This is a genomic window from Brachybacterium avium, from assembly GCF_002216795.1.
GTDB classification, from domain to species: Bacteria; Actinomycetota; Actinomycetes; order Actinomycetales; family Dermabacteraceae; genus Brachybacterium; species Brachybacterium avium.
This window is the reverse complement of the sequence record NZ_CP022316.1, coordinates 289,052-306,622: the sequence shown is the minus strand read 5'-3', so window position 1 is coordinate 306,622 and position 17,571 is coordinate 289,052. Positions and strand designations below refer to the sequence as shown.

Sequence of the window (17,571 nt, the reverse complement as noted above, 5' to 3'; positions counted from 1 at the left end):
CGGGATCCCGCCCCTCAGGCGTCCTCGGCCCACGCCCCGGAGTCCACCGGACGGCCGATGAAGAGCGCGGCGAGCACGCCCACCAGCGACAGAGCCACCGGCAACAGCATCGCGTCGGCCATGGCGGCGGCGAAGGGCGCGTGCAGGAACGCGGGCAGGTCTCCGTCGGTGGGCAGGGAACGCTCACCGCCGAACCCGGCCGCGGCGGGGGCGTCCTGGAACGCTTCCGTGATCCGCACGCCGATGCGGTCGTTCATCACCGTCGCGATGCCCGCCGAACCCAGCACGGAGCCGATCTGCCGGGTCTCGTTGTACACGCCCGAACCGGCGCCGGCCTGGGACGGTGCCAGGTTGCGGGTGGCCGTCAGCGACAGCGGTCCCCAGATCAGTGCATTGCCGAGGCCCACCAGCACGAACGGCACCAGCAGCAGTGCCACTGAGGCGTCGGGCCGCATCAGGACGGCGAGCCACGCGAGCCCGGCGGCGAGCGAGGCGAAACCGCCCACGGCCATCCACCGCGGGTCGTAGCGGGTCATGTTCTTGCCCACCACCGGCGCGAGGACGAGGGAGACCACCGCCATCGGCGCGGTCATCAGCGCCGCCTCGGTGGGGGACATCCCCAGCACCCGCTGGAAGAACAGGGTGATCGGGAAGGACAGCGTGAGCACGATGGCACCCATCATCGCGATCGCGATGTTCGCGACCGAGAAGTTCCGGTCACGGAACAGGCCCAGCGGCACCAGCGGTTCCCGACGGTTCAGCGCCTGCCAGGCGACGAACGCCGCCATGATCACGGCCCCGGCGATGATCAGCCCGGGCACGCTGACCGGCACATGGGTTTCGAGCGGGCCTATCGTGAGGGAGTCGGTGATCCTGCCCCAGTCGTAGGAGGTTCCCTCCTGGATGCCGAAGACCAGCAGGAACAGCCCGACCGCGGAGAGCACCACACCGAGCCAGTCGAAGGAGTGCACGCGGCGCGCGAAGCGGGGTACGTTCCGTCCGGCCAGCAGCAGGCCGATCACGCCGACGGGCACGTTGACGAAGAAGATCCACTCCCAGCCGGGCCCGTCCACCAGCAGGCCGCCCGCGATCGGCCCCACCAGCGTGGCGACCCCGGCGGTCGCGCCCCACAGGGCCAGGGCCTGTCCACGATCGGCAGGGGCGAACATCCGGGTGATCATGGACATCGTCTGCGGGGTCATCATCCCGGCGCCGAGCCCCTGCACCACTCGTGCCAGGATCAGCATCTCCACGCTCCCGGACAGCCCGCACCACAGGCTCGAGGCCGTGAACACCGCCAGCCCCGCCATGTACATCGACTTCATCCCGAAGCGGTCGCCCAGGCGGCCGGTGATCAGCAGCGGCACGGCATAGGCGAGCAGATAGGCACTGGTCACCCACAGCAGAGACGGCAGGTCCGTGTCCAGGTCCTCCTGCATGCGGGGGATCGCGACGGTGACGATGGTGGTGTCCACCAGGATCATGAAGAATCCCAGCACGATCGACCACAGCGCCGGCCAGGGCCGTCCCAGGCGCGGGTCATGATCGGCTCCTGCCGCGGCAGATGGGGAGGGGCGATCGGTGGGGGACATGAGGCGGATCCTTCGGTGCGGGCGGGCACGGCTCCTGCGGGAGCGGCCCAGCAAGATTACGCGCCGAGAGACAGCGACAGCGGCTTCGAGGAACGAGAACGCCTGGCGGAGCCATTGCGCCACGTCACGACAGGATCCGTCCTATGGTGGCGACAGTCACATCAGTTCAGGCCCTGGTCCTTCGCACGACGTCGTGCGGACCGGCCTCATCCCTGAGGAGTCCACTGCATGTCCAGCGCGCCCGAACCCCGCACCGCACGGAAGGAGGGCACGGCGATCTCACGCGCCATGCGCCCTCTGAACCACCTGGTGGAGCGATTCATCCCCTCCGCCCTCGTCTTCTCGATCGTCCTGACCTTCATCGTCGCAGCCCTGGGTCTGATCCTCACCGATACCGGCCCCGCAGACCTGGTCGTGCAATGGGGTGATGGACTCTCCGGGCTGCTGGCCTTCATGACCCAGATGGCGCTCATCCTGCTGCTGGGGCACATGCTGGCCAACACCGGGCCGGTGCGGAGGATCCTGGCCTTCCTCGCGTCGGTCCCGAAGACCGAGCTGACCGCCTACGTCTTCGTGTTCGTGGTCGCCGCGATCGCCTCCCTCATCACCTGGGGCCTGGGACTGGTGGTGGGTGGCCTGCTGGCGCGCGAGGTCGCCTACCAGGGTCGCGAGCGCGGGCTGAAGCTGCACTTCCCGATGCTGGTGGCAGCCGGCTTCGGCGGATTCGTGGTCTGGCACATGGGCTACTCGGCGTCCGGCCCGCTGACCGCCGCCACCGAGGACTCCTTCCTCATGGACTCTCTCGGCGGGCAGCCGATCCCGATCACCGAGACCGTCTTCTCCGCCTGGAACATGAGTGCTGCCGCAGTGACGATCCTCGTGGTCGCGCTCGCGCTCTACCTGGTGGCCCCCCCGGCGCGGTGACCGGGTCACCGAGCTCACCGTCGATGCCCGCGAGCAGGTGGAGGACCTCCAGGAGGAGATCATCACCCCGGCCGACCGGCTCGACGCCAGCCGGATCGTGACCGGTCTGATCGGACTCGCGCTGGTGGCGTACCTGGTGCTGCACTTCGTGGGCGGCGGCACCTTGACGCTGGATACCGTGAACTGGTCCTTCCTCGCCCTGATCCTGCTGCTGGTGAAGAATCCCTTCGAGCTGATCCACCTGACCAAGAGCGCCGCGTCCAACGTGGGCGAGATCCTGCTGCAGTTCCCGCTGTACGCCGGGATCCTGGGCATGATGGTCGGCTCCGGGCTGGTCCAGGTGTTCTCCGACGCCTTCGTCTCGATCTCGACCACCACCACCTTCGGTCTCTTCGCGTTCCTCGCCTCGGGGCTGGTGAACTTCTTCGTGCCCTCCGGCGGCGGACAGTTCGCGGTGCAGGGACCCATCATGCTGGGTGCCGGCGCCGATCTCGGCGTGGATCCGGCGATCACCATCATGGCCGTCTCCTACGGCGACCAGTGGACGAACATGATCCAGCCGTTCTGGGCGCTCCCGCTGCTCGCGATCGCGGGTCTGAAGATGCGCGACATCCTCGGCTACACCACCATCGTGCTGGTCGCCTCCGGGCTGGTGTTCGCGGGGACGCTGCTGATCGTGTCGCTGTGAACGGCGTGGCGCGCCCGGTCACCGCTGGCTGATCCGCTCCCACACCACACCGCCGCCGGCGTCCCAGATCTCGCCGCCGTCACCGACCACCACCAGGAGCGACCGTGCGCGGGAGAGCCCTACGTACAGCAGCTGCGGTGCGCGCTCGGCGGAACCGAAGCCGTTGACCGCGAGGACCACGACGGGCCGCTCGAGCCCCTTGAAGTTCAGCACGTGCCCGTAGAAGACGTCCTCCTCGGCGAAGAACTCATCCCAGTACCCGTCGTACCCGAAGTGCTCGATCCGCTCCTTCTGCTCGGGGTGGCGGCTGCGGGTGGTGAGCAGGGCCACGTCTCCGGGAGCCCATCCCTCGACGAGGAGCTGTTCGATCACGTCGTCGGCGGCGGCGACCGCCTCCTGCGCGGTGCTCGCGACGTACCGCACCGGGGCGCCCTCCTCCATCCGGGCATTCTGCTCCAGGGGCGCGAGCGGCGCGAAGGTCCGGGCGATGGTGCTGGTGTTGCGCAGGTTGTCGTCCAGCGGGAACGGGTTCAGGGTGATCGGGGCGCGGCCCTCGCGGTCGAACACCGTCTGGTGCTCGTCAGTGAACACGAACAGCACTCCCTGCTCGGGATCGCGCAGGCAGGGCTGCAGGGAGTCCCACCAGATGTCCGCGAAATCCTGTGCCTCATCCACCACGATCGCGTCGAAAAGCTCACTCGGATCCTGATGCTGGGCGAGCTCGGCGAGGCGACGGGGCAGGTGCTGCTCGTAGTAGGCGACGACGGCCCCGTCGAACTCATCCTCGGTCTCGGCGCCCCAGCGCACGGGAAGATCATGGAACAGCCCTACATAAGCGGGCCGCTCCTCGACGGGCCAGGTCGAGGTCAGCAGCTGGAAGTGGCGGGCCAGACCCCGGGAATAGCACAGCAGGGCGGTCCGGGCACCGCGACGGGTCAGGTTCCGGGCCTTGATCATCGCCAGATGCGTCTTGCCGGAACCGGCACCGCCGATGATCTGTGCCCGGTCCTGGAATCGCAGCAGTGCCATCGCCCGCTGCTGCTCATGGGTCAGGGCATTGCCCTCGTCGGCGATCTCCCGGGCCAGCAGCTGATGGTTCTCGATAGCGCGATGGGTGCGCCGCAGGACCTTCACCGCGTAGGCGCACTGGAGGGCGTCCAGCGGCACGTACCCGGGGCGCGTCTGTGCGTTCAGGGCGTGCACGATCCGCTCGGTCAGATACGGCAGGTCGGTCGAGTCCAGCGTGATCGCACGAGGGGCCTCCGGCGGATCCCAGCTCCTCGGCAGCTCGGTGTACGGGAGCACCACCAGGTGCACGGCACGGCCGATGGGTGTCGAGGCGGCATTGTTGAGGTAGGCGATCAGGTGATGCTTCGCCGTCTGCGCCTGATCGATCGGGGACTTCTTCAGCTCCCGCTCCCCGGAGCGGTCGGCCTGGTACCAGCGGCCCTCACGCAGAGAGATCCGCCCGCCCTTGATCTCGATCACCGCCACGCCGCTCCCCGGCCACAGCACCAGCAGGTCCGCCTCGACCTCCGTGCCGTCCCGGGTGACGCGCTGGCCGGCGATCAGCACGGCGTCGTGCGGCAGTTGGGCACTCAGATGCTCCCAGACAGTCTGCTCGGCCGCCGAAGCGAAATCGGGGGTGTCCGGGTGGGTGATCGGCATGACGGCTCCTGGCGCGCTTCGCATCATCGCTGGTGGTCTCAGGATAACGAGCGGCTCCGGGGCGGGGCGCGGTATCCGGGACGGGGTCTAGGGTGGTGCCATGCGCCGTGACCATCTCGCCCCTGGGTTCACCCTGGACGGCCCCGGGACGACGCTGATCTCGAGATGGCCATGAATCCGAGCTCCGCGACGTTCCTGCTGTCCCTGCCACCGATGCGGGGCTTCGCCTCAGTGCTGTTCCTGGTCCTGGTCACTGCAGTGCCCGGCTTTGACGACGAGGAGCTGGGGGCCATGGCGCGGATCGTCATGGTCGTGGTCGTGCTGATGCTCGGCACCGTCATCTGGGGCGCCACGCTTTCCGGATTCGTGCGCGACGTGCGGGAACCCCGGTGCCTGGGCGATGCGGTCGTCCTCGCGAATCGTCCGCGGCGCCTAGCGCGCGTGCTGTCCTGGGCATCGCTGGCGGTGGTGATCCTCAGCGGGCTGTCCTTCGGTCTGCTGGCGGCCGCAGAGCTGAGCGATGTCGCACTCCTGCTCAGCATGCTCTCCTTCCTCGTGGCGCTTCCGGTCGCTTCGCTGCTGCCGCGGCTCAGCCGCTGGTACGCCGATGGCGCCGGGCGGGTGGCCGCCTCTCCCGGCGGGCTGCAGATCGTCCCTGCGCGAGGCGGTGAGGACATGACGATCCCGTGGACGGAGCTCGGGACGGTCCTGCCGTCGTCATCGCCGGAGGGGTCGCTGCCGGCCGTGCGGGGATGCGGGCTCGGTGGGCGTGTGCGGTGGCGACCCGGCACCTGCGCGGCCGTCGCGCGCTGGGCCGCAGAGGGTTTCGACCCGACCGCCGAGGAGGCACGCTCCCTCCACCTGGACCCCGAGTGGTCCTCGGATCCGTCGACGGTGCGATCCTCCCGGGCCGACCGCTGGGGCTGATCGCCCTCCAGGGCTGGGCGACGCTCGGCTGCGCGCTCCTGGCCGGAGCGATGATCTGGGCGGTCGCGACAGGTGAGGCGTCGTGGTGGATCCTGCTGCTGCTCGGCTGGGCACCGCTGCTCGGCGTCGCGATCCTCGCCCCGCGCCTGCTGCGCACCTTGCGCACCGACGTGACCCGACCGGCGGAGCTGAGCCCCGCCGGATGGGTCGACCATCTGCATGGCCAGGGGCTCGTGGCCTGGGAGGATATCGAGTCGGTCGAGGTGCGGGGGCAGCACACCCTGGTGACCGCCCGTGCAGATGCACCTCGTTTCATCGATCGCGACCTCGGCAACCGGGTGAATCATCGCCTCGAGCGGTGGCTGAGCCGGTCTTCGGTGCAGGTGCGCAGCGCCGGCCCGCTGTTCCGCGAGGTCGGTCCGCACCAGTTGCCCTATCCCCCGAGTCCGGGGCATTCACCCTGGTCGGCGAGGTGGAGAGGCAGGGGAGGGCCCACGTGCTGCGGGATCGGTGACGGCCCCGCAGCATGCCGGTGATCACCCGCAGTCGTCGCAGACGCCGGTGGCGGGCAGCGCGATGAAGCAGGACGGACAGATGGCGGGGCCCTCGTCCGTGGTCCCCACATCCCTCGAGCGGGGTCGGAAGCACGACAGGGCGAGACCGTGCCAAGCCGGATCCGGGCGATCGGTCGGCGCGAGGCCCTTGCGGAACTCCACGTATCCCGGGGACAGGTACATCACCGACAGCCCGTCCGCGTCCTGCGCGGTGACGCTGCCGTTGGAACGGGTGCGATAGAAGGCGCGCACCTCGAGCCGGTCGAGATTCTCCTCGAGCAGGCGGACGTCCGCGGCGGACCAGGCGGGATTCCACGCCAGAGCCTGCTCACGGGTCATGCGGAGACGGTCGGGGCGGTCGGTGGTCATCGTGCGCCTCCAGCTCCTCGCCGAGCACGGGCACGGCAGGGTAAGAGAACTCTGCCCGGTGGCAGCGCTCTGAGGCCGACCGTAGCCCTCATCGGCGCGGACTCCTAGGTCGGTCCGGGTGATGCCCGCGGCGCTCGGGGCGTGCGCGAGCTCGCCGCGGCTGTGGAGCGCCGTTCCGGTGAGGAGTTAATGTCAGCATCCACGTGACGCCGCTCACACCTCATGCGCGAAGGCCGGTCTTCTGGTCGAGATGAAACTAACCTCCTCGTCACGAGTAAAGGTCCCATTGACCTTAACAGGAGGTGTTGTGATGGAAGGCTCGCTCTCCCTGGCGGTCTCGACCGTCATCTTCGCGCTGCGCCCGCACCCCAGGACACGGCTGCCGGTGCTGTGGGTGCCCCTGGTGCGCCGTATCCGGCAGCCGCACCAGGGACGATGGGCACTTCCCGGGGGACCGCTCGGCGCGGACGAGGGCCTGGCGGCCTCGGCCGCCCGGACCCTGCAGGAGACCACCCGGCTCAGCCCGCGATACCTCGAACAGCTCTACGCCTTCGGCGGTACGGACCGGGCGCCGACAACCGCCGAGCGCACCGTCTCAGTCGTCTACTGGGCGCTGGTGCGGCCGGAGGAGGCCGACGCCGGCGCCGTCGGCGTGAATGTCCAATGGTTCGTCGCCGACGAGCTGCCCGAACTCGCCTTCGACCACTCGCTGATCGTCGAGTACGCGCTGTGGCGACTGCGCAACAAGGTCGAGTACTCCCGCATCGCCGCCGCCTTCCTCGGTGAGAGCTTCACCCTCGCCGAGCTGCGCGGAGTCCATGAAGCGGTGCTCCAGCGCTCCCTCGAACCCTCGAACTTCCGCCGGCAGATCGAGGCCTCGGGACGGCTCGTGGCCACCGACGCCTATCGCACCGGAGGCCGTCACCGCCCCGCCCGCCTGTACCGGCACGACCGCTCCATCCAGCTTTCCGACAACGGCCCTCTCACCGAACGCTGACCTCAGCCCCGACCCTCAGGAGAACCCATGACCACCGCCTCCGTCGACCTGACCCTGCGTGACCTCAGCACCCGCGGCACCGCGGACGCCAGCTGCTCGACCCGTCTGCTGGATGCCCCCTGGGACGTCGATGCGACCGATCCCGGCTACGGCCCCGGAGCCTCGATGGCGGATCCGATCCCCGCCGGCGCACCGGCCCAGGGCGAGATCCCCCAGGAGTATCGCGACGCGAGCGCCGAGGAGCTGGACCGTCGCATCCTCGCGGCGAAGACCGAGCTCGGCGACCGCGCGGTGGTGCTGGGGCACTTCTACCAGCGCGACGAGGTGGTGCAGTACGCGGACTACGTCGGCGACTCCTTCCAGCTCGCCACCGCCGCGACGTCCCGCACCGAGGCGGAAGCCATCATCTTCTGCGGCGTGCACTTCATGGCCGAGACCGCGGACCTGCTCTCCGCCCCCGAGCAGACCGTGATCCTGCCCAACCTGGCTGCCGGGTGCTCGATGGCGGACATGGCCGATATCGACCAGGTCGAGGAAGCCTGGGAGCAGCTGATGGAGGTCTACGGCGGCGAGAGCGAGGACGCCGACGGGCTGCTGCCGATCATCCCGGTCACGTACATGAACTCCGCCGCCGCGCTCAAGGGGTTCGTGGGCCGGCACGGGGGGATCGTGTGCACCTCCTCCAACGCGACCGCGGTCCTGGACTGGGCCTTCGCCCGGGGACGACGGGTGCTCTTCTTCCCCGACCAGCACCTCGGGCGCAATACCGCCAAGTCGATGGGAATCGGCCTGGAGCAGATGCCGATGTGGAACCCGCACCGACCGCTGGGTGGCAACGACGCCCAGGGCCTGCAGGAGGCGAAGGTGGTGCTGTGGCACGGCTTCTGCTCCGTGCACAAGCGCTTCACCACCGCACAGATCGACAAGGCCCGCGTCGAGCACCCCGGGGTGCGGGTGATCGTGCACCCCGAGTGCCCCATGCCCGTGGTCGACGCCGCCGACGAATCCGGCTCCACCGACTTCATCCGCCGCGCGATCGAAGGGGCCGAGGAGCCCACGACCTTCGCGATCGGCACCGAGATCAATCTGGTCCAGCGCCTCGCCGCTGCGCACCCGCAGCACACCATCTTCTGCCTCGACCCGGTGGTGTGCCCCTGCTCGACCATGTATCGCATCCACCCCGGCTATCTGGCCTGGGTGCTGGAGTCCCTGCTGGCCGGCGAGGTGGTCAACCGCATCACCGTGGGCCAGGACGTCGCTGAGCCGGCCCGGCTCGCCCTGGAGCGGATGCTCGAGGTGAAGCCCGCCCCGGCCCGCACCACCGCGGAGCGCTGAACATGACCGGACGCGAGGTACGCGGCGCCGGCACGCAGGTGCTGGTGATCGGCTCCGGCATCGCAGGGCTGACGGCGGCGCTGCGGGCTTCCCGCACCGCTCATGTGCGGCTGGTGACCAAGGGGGCGCTCGGCGACGGCGCCACCGCCTGCGCCCAGGGCGGGATCGCCGGCGCCGTGGGTCCCGAGGACAGTCCCGCTCAGCATGCCCGGGACACCTGCGGGGCCGGGGCCGGTCACTGCGAGGCGGAGGCGGTGCGGGTGCTGTGCGAGGAGGGGCCGGAGGCGATCGACGAGCTCATCGGCCACGGGGTCGCCTTCGACCGGGACCGGGACCGGGACGTCACCGGCCCCGGCAGAACCGGGTCCCCGTACGCCCTGGGCCTGGAGGGTGCCCACGGGCGTGCGCGCATCCTCCACGTCGGCGGCGATGCGACCGGGCGAGCGATCCAGGAGTCGCTGGTGCGGGCAGCAGCGCGCGCCGCGCGCTCGGTCCACGGCCCCGGGAGCCTCCTCGTACATGAGCACACCACCCTGGTGGACCTGCTGTGCGAGTCCGGCCGGGTCGTCGGTGCCGAGCTGCTCGGGGCCGACGGGACCCGCTTCGCACTCCGTGCCGGAGCGACCGTGCTGGCCACCGGCGGCGCCGGTCAGCTCTTCGCCCACACCACGAACCCCGCCGCCGCCACCGGTGACGGGATCGCCGCCGCGTGGCGCGCAGGGGCCGAGCTCGAGGACCTCGAGTTCTTCCAGTTCCACCCCACCGCGCTCGCCGGCCCGGGCAGTTTCCTGATCTCGGAAGCGGTGCGCGGCGAGGGCGCGCTGCTGCGCGACGAGCGGGGCGGGCGCTTCCTGCCCACCCTCGACCCACGGGCCGAACTCGCACCGCGCGACGTCGTCGCCCGCGCCATCGCGAGGGTGATGCGGATCCAGGCCGGCCGTCCGGTGCTGCTGGACGCCACCGGGATCGGGGGAGCACGGCTGCGGCGGCGCTTCCCGAGCATCGACGCCCAGCTGCACGCGTGCGGGATCGACTGGACCCGCACACCGGTGCCCGTCACCCCCGCCGCCCACTACTGGATGGGCGGCATCCGCACCGCTCTGGACGGCGCGACCTCGCTGCCCGGGCTGCTCGCGGCGGGGGAGTGCGCCCGCACCGGGGTGCACGGAGCGAACCGGCTGGCCTCGAACTCCCTGCTCGAGGGTGCCGTGTTCGGTGCCCGGGCAGGGGAGGCCGCAGCCGCTCGCGGCGCCGGGCCCGGACCGGGTGCGGGCCCGGCGCCGTCGCGCCTGCCCGCCGTGCAGCGAGCTCCCACCGCCGGCGCCGCCTGGACCCGGGGTGATCTCCAGCAGCTGATGTGGAGCCGTGCCGGACTGCTGCGCACCGGCGCCGAGCTGGATGAGGCCGCTGACGTCCTCGCCACCTGGCAGGCAGTCGATCCCGCCGCCCCCACCACCGTCGCCGCGCTCGAGGACCGCAACCTCCTCGATCTCGCCCGCCTGCTCGTCGCCTGTGCCCGGGCGCGAACCCCGACTCACTCGGTGCCCACCACCGTCTCGACGCCCCCGCCGCCCCCGTCCAGGAGGACCACGCATGCTGACCGCCACCGCCACCGCCACCGCCCCCACGCTCCCGGCCGCCCGGATCGAGGCCGTGGTCTCCGCCGCGCTCGCCGAGGACGCGCCCTGGGGAGACCTCACCGGCGAGGTGTTCCTGCCCATCGGGGCTGTGGCCACCGCCGAGCTCACCGCGCGCGAACCTGGCGTGCTCTCGGGGATCGAGGTCTTCGCCGCCGCCTTCCGCCTCACCGACCCCGCGGTGCAGGTCCGTGCGCACAGGGCCGACGGCGACCGCTTCGATATCGGGGAGGTGCTGGCCACCGTCACCGGCCCGGCCCGCGCCGTGGTCCAGGCCGAGCGGGTGGCCCTGAACCTCCTCCAGCGGATGACCGGCATCGCGACCCTCACCCGCCGGTTCGTCGATGCGGTCGAAGGCACCGGCGCCTCGATCACCGACACCCGCAAGACCACCCCGGGCCTGCGAGCCCTGGAGCGCCATGCCGTGCGGTGCGGCGGTGGAGTCAACCACCGCTTCTCCCTCTCCGACGCGGTGATGGCCAAGGACAACCACCTCGCCGTGATCCAGCAGCAGGGCCTGGACCTCACCGAGGCGATCCAGCAGGCACGCTCCCGCCTCGGCCACACCACCACGCTCGAGGTGGAGGTGGACCGCATCGAGCAGATCGAGCCCGTGCTCGCCGGTGGGGTCGACGTGATCATGCTCGACAACTTCGCGCCGGCGGACCTCGTCCGCGGCGTGGAGATCGTCGCCGGCCGCGCGATCATCGAGGCCAGCGGCACCGTCACCCTCGAGACGGTCGCCGACATCGCCCGCACCGGCGTGGATGTCATCTCCTCCGGCGCCCTCACCCACAGTGCCCGCCACCTGGACCTCGGCCTCGACATGACCGTCACCGCCTGAGCGCCGCCGATGATCTACCTCGACACCGCCGCCACTGCCCCTGTCCGCCGGGAGGCGCTCGAAGCCGCCTGGCCGTATCTCACCGGCACCTTCGGCAACCCCTCCAGCCACCACCCGGTGGGGGAGGCCGCCGCCGCCGGGCTCGCGGATGCCAGAGCCCGTGCTGCCGCCGTGCTCGGCGTGCGCCGTAGCGACGTCGCCTTCACCGCCGGAGGCACCGAGGCGGCGAACCTCGCGATCAAGGGGCTCGCCCTCGCCTCACCTCGCGGGAAGCATCTGGTCACCGCCGCCACCGAGCACGACGCGGTGCTGGCGAGCATCGACTACCTGCACCGCGTCCACGGCTTCGAGGTGACGTTCCTCGAGGTGGCGCCCGACGGCGCCGTGAGCCCCGAGGCGCTGCGCGAGGCGCTGCGCGAGGACACGACTCTGGTCTCCCTGGCCCTGGCCAACAACGAGATCGGCACCGTCCACGACATCCCCGCGCTCGCCGAGGTCGCTCACGCCTCCGGCGCACTCCTGCATACCGACGCCGTGCAGGCCGCCGGCTGGCTCGAGCTGCGGGGCCTCGGAGCAGACGCCCTGACCCTGTCCGGCCACAAGCTCGGCGCGCCCAAAGGGAGCGGCCTGGCGATGATCCGCGGCAGACTGCCGGTGGAGCCGCTCGTGCACGGCGGCGGTCAGGAGAACGGCCGACGCTCCGGCACCGAGAACGTCGCCTTCGCGGTCGCGCTCGCGACCGCGCTCGAGCTGGCCGAGACGGAGCGGATCGAGGCGACGGAGCGGCTGAGACCGCTGCGCGACCTCCTGGTCCGCCTGGTGCTTGAAGCGCGAGAGGACATGCTGCTGACCGGGGCGGACGTCGACCGGCCCGGAGCGCGCCTGCCCGGCCACGCCTCCTTCTGCGTCCCCGGCCGCAGCGGGGAGTCGATCGTGCTGGACCTCGCCGAACAGGGCGTGATCTCCTCCAGCGGCTCGGCCTGCGCCGCCGGCAGCGACGAGCCCTCCCACGTGCTCCTCGCCCTGGGGATCCCGCACGAGGTCGCGCAGACCGCCGTGCGCTTCACACTCGGCCCGAGGACCACCGCCGCCGAGGTGGAGGAGGCCGCGACCGTGATCGCCGAGGTCCTCTCCCGGGGGCGGAAGGCGGTCCGGGCCGGTTAGAGTGACCTGTCTTCTATGGACCCCACCCGCCGCACTGCGGTGTATACGGAGCGTGAGATGAGTGCGACGCAGCGTCTGATGGAGTCCCCGCCGGTGAAGGCCGGATTCTCCCTGGGAGCCGTGGGCCTGATCGGTAGCATCGCGACCCATCCCGAGGTGGACGACCCGGGGCTGAAGCTGGTCGTCATCGTGGTGATCGTCCTCTTCGCCGCGCTCCCTTGGGTGATGACCCTCGACGGCTTCCTGCGGGACCTGCGCCCGCCGCGTCGCCCGGATGGTGCCGTGCTGATCGCGTGGCGGCCCCGGCGCGGGGCCATGGTGCTGTCCTGGGCCGGGCTGGTCGCAGCGGTGCTGGGAACGGTGGGCTTCGGGGCCCTCCTCGGTGTCGAGGACTCCGCCCGGCTCATCGTGCTCTCCGGTGCCCTGGCCGCAGCCGGCGTCACTCTCGCCACCGTGCTGCCACGCCTGAGCCGGGCGTGGTCCTCGAACCAGGGCACGGTGGCCATCTGCCCCGGCGGGATGATCGTCACCGGGCACGGCGGCAGAGGCGACAGCCAGGTGCCCATCGAGGGCCTGCGCTGGGTGGGGCTGGACCGGGAGGTCGGTCGGTCCCTGCCGGCGGGGGCAGGGGCCGGGCTCGGCCCTGGGGTGCGCTGGCGACCCGGGGCCCAGGAGGCGGTCCGGCGCTGGGCGGCTGACGGCTTCTCGCCGACGTTCGAGGAGACCAGACGGTTCGGCCTGGACCCCGCGTGGTCGCCGGATCCGCGAGCCGACGTCACCCCGCTGCACGAGCGCCTCCGCCGGTCGGTCTTCTACGCCTGGGGCAGCGTGCTGCTGGCCGGCTTCGGAGGCATCTTCGTCTGGGGCATCGCGACGGGGGAGGCGCCCTGGTGGCTGGTGGTGCTCTTCGGCTGGATGCCGGTGGTGGGGCTGGCCGTCTTCCTCCCGCGGATCGTCACGTCCTTGCGGTCGACACGGCCGCTCGCGGGCGCGACGGAGCTGGGGTGGTTCGACATCCACCACGGCAGGCGCCTGATCCCCTGGGAGCAGATCGACCGGATCGAGGTCCACGCTCGGGTCGTCACCGTGGTCCTGCTCCCGTGTGCGCCGAGAGATCACGACCTGACGCTCGGTGGTGAGCGGCCGGACCACACCGACCGACGCCGGCCGACGTGGAGCGCGAACGTGCACACCTCACTCCGGGTCAGCAGGCCGGCGGGCACCGCCGAGCTGACCTATCCACCGTCGACGGACACGGTCTCTCTGGCGACGTGGGCCGAACGCCACGGCTGCGCACAGGTCACATGGACGGAGGAGGCGCGATGAAGCCCAGGCCGCAACGCCATCTCCCGTCGTCCCTCCGGGACGCGGAGGTGACACCTCCCGCTCTGACTCCCACGACCCCTGAGCAGCTGCATGTGATGAGCACGAACATCCGTTGCGACCGCTCCGTGGACGGCGGCACGCGTCCCGGCGATCCTGATCACTGGCCCGAGCGCCGGCCCCTGCTCATCGAGCTGCTCGCCCGGGAGCGGCCGGATCTGCTCGGGGTCCAGGAAGCGCTGCAGGGCCAGCTCTCCGCGCTGGACGAGGCGCTGCCCGGCCATCGCCGCCTCGGCTTCGGCCGCGAGGGTGGCAGCCGGGGCGAGCACGCCGTGATCCTCTACGATCCCGAACGCTTCGAGGTGATCGCCTGGGACCAGTTCTGGCTCTCGGACACCCCGAAGGTGATCGGCTCGGTCACCTGGGGGCACACCGTCACCCGGATCGTGGTCCGCGCGGACCTCCGTGACCGGATCACCGGCCGGGAGCTGACCCTCCTGAACACCCACCTCGACCACGAGTCCGAGACCGCCCGACAGCGTGCCGCCCAACTCCTCGCCGACCTGGTCGCGAACAACTCCCGCCCCACGATCCTCACCGGCGACTTCAACGCCGCCGCGCGGGCCTCCCGGGCCTACTCCAGCCTCGTCACCGACGGACCGATGCTGGACAGCTGGGACTCCGCCCACGAACGACTCACCCCCGCCTGGGGCACCTTCACCGACTACCTCCCGCCGATCGCGGACGGTGAGCGCATCGACTGGATCCTCACCACTCCGGACCTCACTGCGCTGCAGGCCGCGATCGTCACTGCCGGCACGGACGTCCGTGCCCACTCCGACCACGCCGCCGTGCAGGCGCTGCTAGAGCTGCACTGACACCGCACGGCAGCGGCGAGCTAGAGTCGCCACCACATCGCATCGTCGGGGTCGAGGAGCTGAGATGGAACCCTGGTTGCTCGCCCTGCTGGCCGGATCGGTCGCCGGTGGTGCCCTGCTGCTGGGCAGCGCGATCGCCTGGTTCGTGAAGGTCCCCGGCGCGGTCGTCGCCGCCATCATGGCCTTCGGCGCCGGAGTGCTGATCTCCGCCCTCACCCTCGAGCTGGTCTCGGACGCCATGGACCAGGGTGGACTGCTGGCTACCAGCGGAGGCTTCCTCGCGGGAGCGGTCATCTACGTGGGGCTGAACATCCTGCTGGCCCGCCACGGAGCGAGGCACCGCAAGCGCTCCGGCACCGAGCAGCCCTCCGAGCAGGAGCAGAGCGGCAGCGGGGGAGCGATCGCCATCGGCGCCCTGCTGGACGGGGTCCCCGAATCCATGGTGCTCGGGCTCAGCGTGCTCGTCGGTCCCGGGCTGAGCGTGCCGATGTTCGCCGCCGTGTTCATCTCCAACGTCCCCGAAGGGCTCTCCAGCAGCGCCGGTTGGAAGAACGCCGGCCGCAGCAGGCGATACGTGTTCGGGATCTGGAGCGCGATCGCCCTGGCCTCCGGGCTCGCCTCGCTCGCCGGATTCCTGCTGCTCGACGGTGCGGCTCCCGCCACCCTCGCAGTGGTCAACGCCCTGGCCGCCGGCGCGATCCTCGCCATGATCACCGACACCATGATCCCCGAGGCCTTCTCGAAGGACTCCCTGTACACGGGCCTGCTGGCGACCCTCGGGTTCCTCGCCGCACTGACCCTGCACGCGATGGGGTGAGTGTCGGCGGGGGCCGCAACGACGCCTACTCGCCGTCGGTCCCCTCGCCCTGCTCCTCGTAGTGCGTGGTCTCCGTCGGCTGGACGACCTCGTCGTCATCGTCCCCGAGCTCTCCGCCGCCGTCCGAGACCTCCACCGGGGGTGATGTCTCAGTGGTCTCCGCGTCGGTCGTCGGGGTCGCGGTCTCCTCCCCGGGAGTCTCGTCCGGCCCGCAGGCGGCGAGGCCGAGCAGCAGCAGCGGGGCGAGGAGAGCGAAGAGCGAGCGACGCATGACGGACCTCCGGGTCTCTCAGCGCTTGTGGTAGAGCGCCTTGTGCAGGAACCGCGGCTCGGAGGTCACGGAGATCCCCAGGTTGCGGAAGATGTCCTCGTCGACGGTACCGAGGATCGTGGTGGTGTGGACATCGCAGCCGGCAAGATTGCGCAGCTGCTCCACAGCACGCCGGGCGTTCTCGTCGCTCGAGGCGGAGACCGACAGCGCGATCAGTACCTCATCGGTGTGCAGACGCGGGTTGCGGGAGCCCAGATGCTCGGTCTTCAAGGTCTGGATCGGTTCGATCGACGACGGCGAGAGCAGCTGCACGGAATCCTCGAGGCCGGCCAGATGCTTCAGGGCGTTCAGCAGCATCGCTGCCGAGCAGCCCAGCAGCGGTGAGGTCTTCCCCGAGATCAGTGTGCCGTCGGCGAGCTGCATCGCCGCTCCCGGCTCCCCGGTGCGGGCCTCGATCGCCAGGGCCGGCTGCACCACGGCACGGTCGTCGGGCACGCATCCCGCCTTGGACATGATCATCCCGATCCGCTGGGAGACGACATCGTCCTCGTCGTTGATCCGCTCGTGCATGAGGGCCTTGTAGTAGCGGCGGATGATCTCCTGCCGTGAGGCCTCCCGGCACACCTGGTCATCCACGATGCAGTCCCCGGCCAGGTTCACGCCCATGTCGGTGGGAGACGCATAGGGCGAGGAGCCCGTGAGCCGCTCCAGCAGCGTGCGCAGCAGCGGGAACACCTCCACATCCCGGTTGTAGCTGGTGACCTGCTGCCCGTATGCCGCCAGGTGGAAGGGGTCGATGAGGTTGAGGTCGTCCAGATCCGCGGTCGCGGACTCGTAGGCGAGGTTCACCGGGTGCTCCAGCGGCAGGTTCCAGATCGGGAAGGTCTCGAACTTCGCGTATCCGGCGCTGATCCCGCGCTGATGGTCGTGGTAGATCTGCGAGAGACAGGTGGCGAGCTTGCCCGAGCCCGGCCCGGGTGCGGTCACCACGATCAGGTCGCGCGTGGTCTGCGTGTACTGGTTCGCCCCGAAGCCCTGCTCGGAGACGATCCGCGCGGTGTCCTGCGGGTATCCGGGGATCACGGTGTGCCGCGCCACGGTCAGCCCCAGCCGTTGCAGACGCTCGATGAAGGCGTGCGCGACGTGGTTGGACTCCTCCAGCTGCGTGAGCACCACGTTCTCGACCAGGAAGTCGTGCTCGCGGAACACGTCGATCAGCCGCAGCACGTCGTCCTCATACGGGATGCCCAGATCCGCACGGACCTTCTGCCGCTCCAGATCCTTCGCGTTCAGGCACACCAGGATCTCCAGCTCATCCTTGAGCCGATGCAGCATCGCGATCTTGTTGTCCGGGGTGAAACCCGGCAGCACCCGAGCGGCATGGTGGTCGTCGAAGAGCTTCCCGCCCATCTCCAGGTACAGCTTCCCACCGATCTCCTCACGGCGGTGCTGGATGTGGCGGGACTGGAGCTCGATGTACTGCTCGCGATCGAAGCCGATCGCGCCACCTCCCCGAGCCTCCCGGGCACTGGAGGCGGTCGAGGCGGGGGAGCGGGAATCCGAGTCGGTCACTCCGGCACGCT

General features: G+C 70.6%; 14 protein-coding genes and 2 pseudogenes. 11 read left to right on the top strand and 5 right to left on the bottom strand.

Annotated features, from left to right (window positions below; genetic code table 11):
- Positions 1-14: 14 nt before the first annotated feature.
- The gene (locus CFK39_RS01375) at positions 15-1,592 is read right to left on the bottom strand and encodes a DHA2 family efflux MFS transporter permease subunit (RefSeq protein WP_089063961.1); all 1,578 of its coding nucleotides are present in this window, start codon (positions 1,590-1,592) and stop codon (positions 15-17) included.
- Positions 1,593-1,880: 288 nt separating this feature from the next.
- On the opposite strand from CFK39_RS01375, the pseudogene CFK39_RS17420 reads away from it, so the two are divergent.
- Positions 1,881-3,204 (top strand): annotated as a pseudogene (locus tag CFK39_RS17420) (short-chain fatty acid transporter).
- An 18-nt stretch (positions 3,205-3,222) separates the two neighbouring features.
- On the opposite strand, the gene CFK39_RS01365 reads toward CFK39_RS17420, so the two are convergent.
- Positions 3,223-4,872 (bottom strand): NERD domain-containing protein, encoded by a 1,650-nt coding sequence (locus tag CFK39_RS01365; protein ID WP_089063960.1) that lies wholly within the window; start codon positions 4,870-4,872, stop codon positions 3,223-3,225.
- A gap of 165 nt (positions 4,873-5,037) precedes the next feature.
- On the opposite strand from CFK39_RS01365, the gene CFK39_RS01360 reads away from it, so the two are divergent.
- The gene (locus tag CFK39_RS01360; RefSeq protein ID WP_089063959.1) at positions 5,038-5,799 is read left to right on the top strand and encodes a hypothetical protein; all 762 of its coding nucleotides are present in this window, start codon (positions 5,038-5,040) and stop codon (positions 5,797-5,799) included.
- Entirely contained in the window at positions 5,745-6,335 is a 591-nt protein-coding gene (locus CFK39_RS01355) for a hypothetical protein (RefSeq protein WP_089063958.1), read from the top strand. The genes CFK39_RS01360 and CFK39_RS01355 overlap by 55 nt, the downstream gene beginning before the upstream one ends.
- Here CFK39_RS01355 and CFK39_RS01350 read toward each other — a convergent pair whose 3' ends face one another.
- On the bottom strand, positions 6,336-6,722 hold the full coding sequence (locus CFK39_RS01350; RefSeq protein WP_089063957.1) for a hypothetical protein: 387 nt from the start codon (positions 6,720-6,722) through the stop codon (positions 6,336-6,338).
- Positions 6,723-7,032: 310 nt separating this feature from the next.
- Here CFK39_RS01350 and CFK39_RS01345 point away from each other — a divergent pair, with 310 nt between their 5' ends.
- The 8 genes and pseudogenes from CFK39_RS01345 (at position 7,033) to CFK39_RS01310 (ending at position 15,717) form a co-directional block, all read left to right on the top strand.
- Positions 7,033-7,719, top strand: a complete 687-nt coding sequence (locus CFK39_RS01345; protein WP_089063956.1) for an NUDIX hydrolase — start codon at positions 7,033-7,035, stop codon at positions 7,717-7,719.
- A 27-nt stretch (positions 7,720-7,746) separates the two neighbouring features.
- Positions 7,747-9,054, top strand: coding sequence for a quinolinate synthase NadA (nadA, locus tag CFK39_RS01340; RefSeq protein WP_089063955.1), 1,308 nt, complete (start codon positions 7,747-7,749; stop codon positions 9,052-9,054).
- Positions 9,055-9,056: 2 nt separating this feature from the next.
- Positions 9,057-10,654 (top strand): annotated as a pseudogene (gene nadB / locus CFK39_RS01335) (L-aspartate oxidase).
- Positions 10,648-11,535: a carboxylating nicotinate-nucleotide diphosphorylase gene (gene nadC / locus CFK39_RS01330; protein WP_089063954.1), complete on the top strand. Its 888-nt coding sequence runs from the start codon at positions 10,648-10,650 to the stop codon at positions 11,533-11,535. The pseudogene nadB and the gene nadC overlap by 7 nt, the downstream one beginning before the upstream one ends.
- Before the next feature lie 9 nt (positions 11,536-11,544).
- Positions 11,545-12,699, top strand: a complete 1,155-nt coding sequence (locus tag CFK39_RS01325) for a cysteine desulfurase family protein (RefSeq protein WP_089063953.1) — start codon at positions 11,545-11,547, stop codon at positions 12,697-12,699.
- Positions 12,700-12,756: 57 nt separating this feature from the next.
- Positions 12,757-14,025 carry a hypothetical protein gene (locus CFK39_RS01320; protein WP_089063952.1) on the top strand — a complete coding sequence of 423 codons (1,269 nt, stop codon included), beginning with the start codon at positions 12,757-12,759 and terminating at the stop codon, positions 14,023-14,025.
- Positions 14,026-14,120: 95 nt separating this feature from the next.
- Positions 14,121-14,900: an endonuclease/exonuclease/phosphatase family protein gene (locus CFK39_RS01315; RefSeq protein ID WP_245822792.1), complete on the top strand. Its 780-nt coding sequence runs from the start codon at positions 14,121-14,123 to the stop codon at positions 14,898-14,900.
- 64 nt (positions 14,901-14,964) lie between these two features.
- The gene (locus CFK39_RS01310) at positions 14,965-15,717 is read left to right on the top strand and encodes a ZIP family metal transporter (RefSeq protein ID WP_089063950.1); all 753 of its coding nucleotides are present in this window, start codon (positions 14,965-14,967) and stop codon (positions 15,715-15,717) included.
- Positions 15,718-15,742: 25 nt separating this feature from the next.
- On the opposite strand, the gene CFK39_RS01305 is transcribed toward CFK39_RS01310, so the two are convergent.
- Together CFK39_RS01305 and CFK39_RS01300 are read right to left on the bottom strand one after the other, a co-directional pair.
- The gene (locus CFK39_RS01305) at positions 15,743-15,988 is read right to left on the bottom strand and encodes a hypothetical protein (RefSeq protein ID WP_089063949.1); all 246 of its coding nucleotides are present in this window, start codon (positions 15,986-15,988) and stop codon (positions 15,743-15,745) included.
- An 18-nt stretch (positions 15,989-16,006) separates the two neighbouring features.
- Positions 16,007-17,560 carry a DUF1846 domain-containing protein gene (locus CFK39_RS01300; protein ID WP_089063948.1) on the bottom strand — a complete coding sequence of 518 codons (1,554 nt, stop codon included), beginning with the start codon at positions 17,558-17,560 and terminating at the stop codon, positions 16,007-16,009.
- Positions 17,561-17,571: the final 11 nt, after the last annotated feature.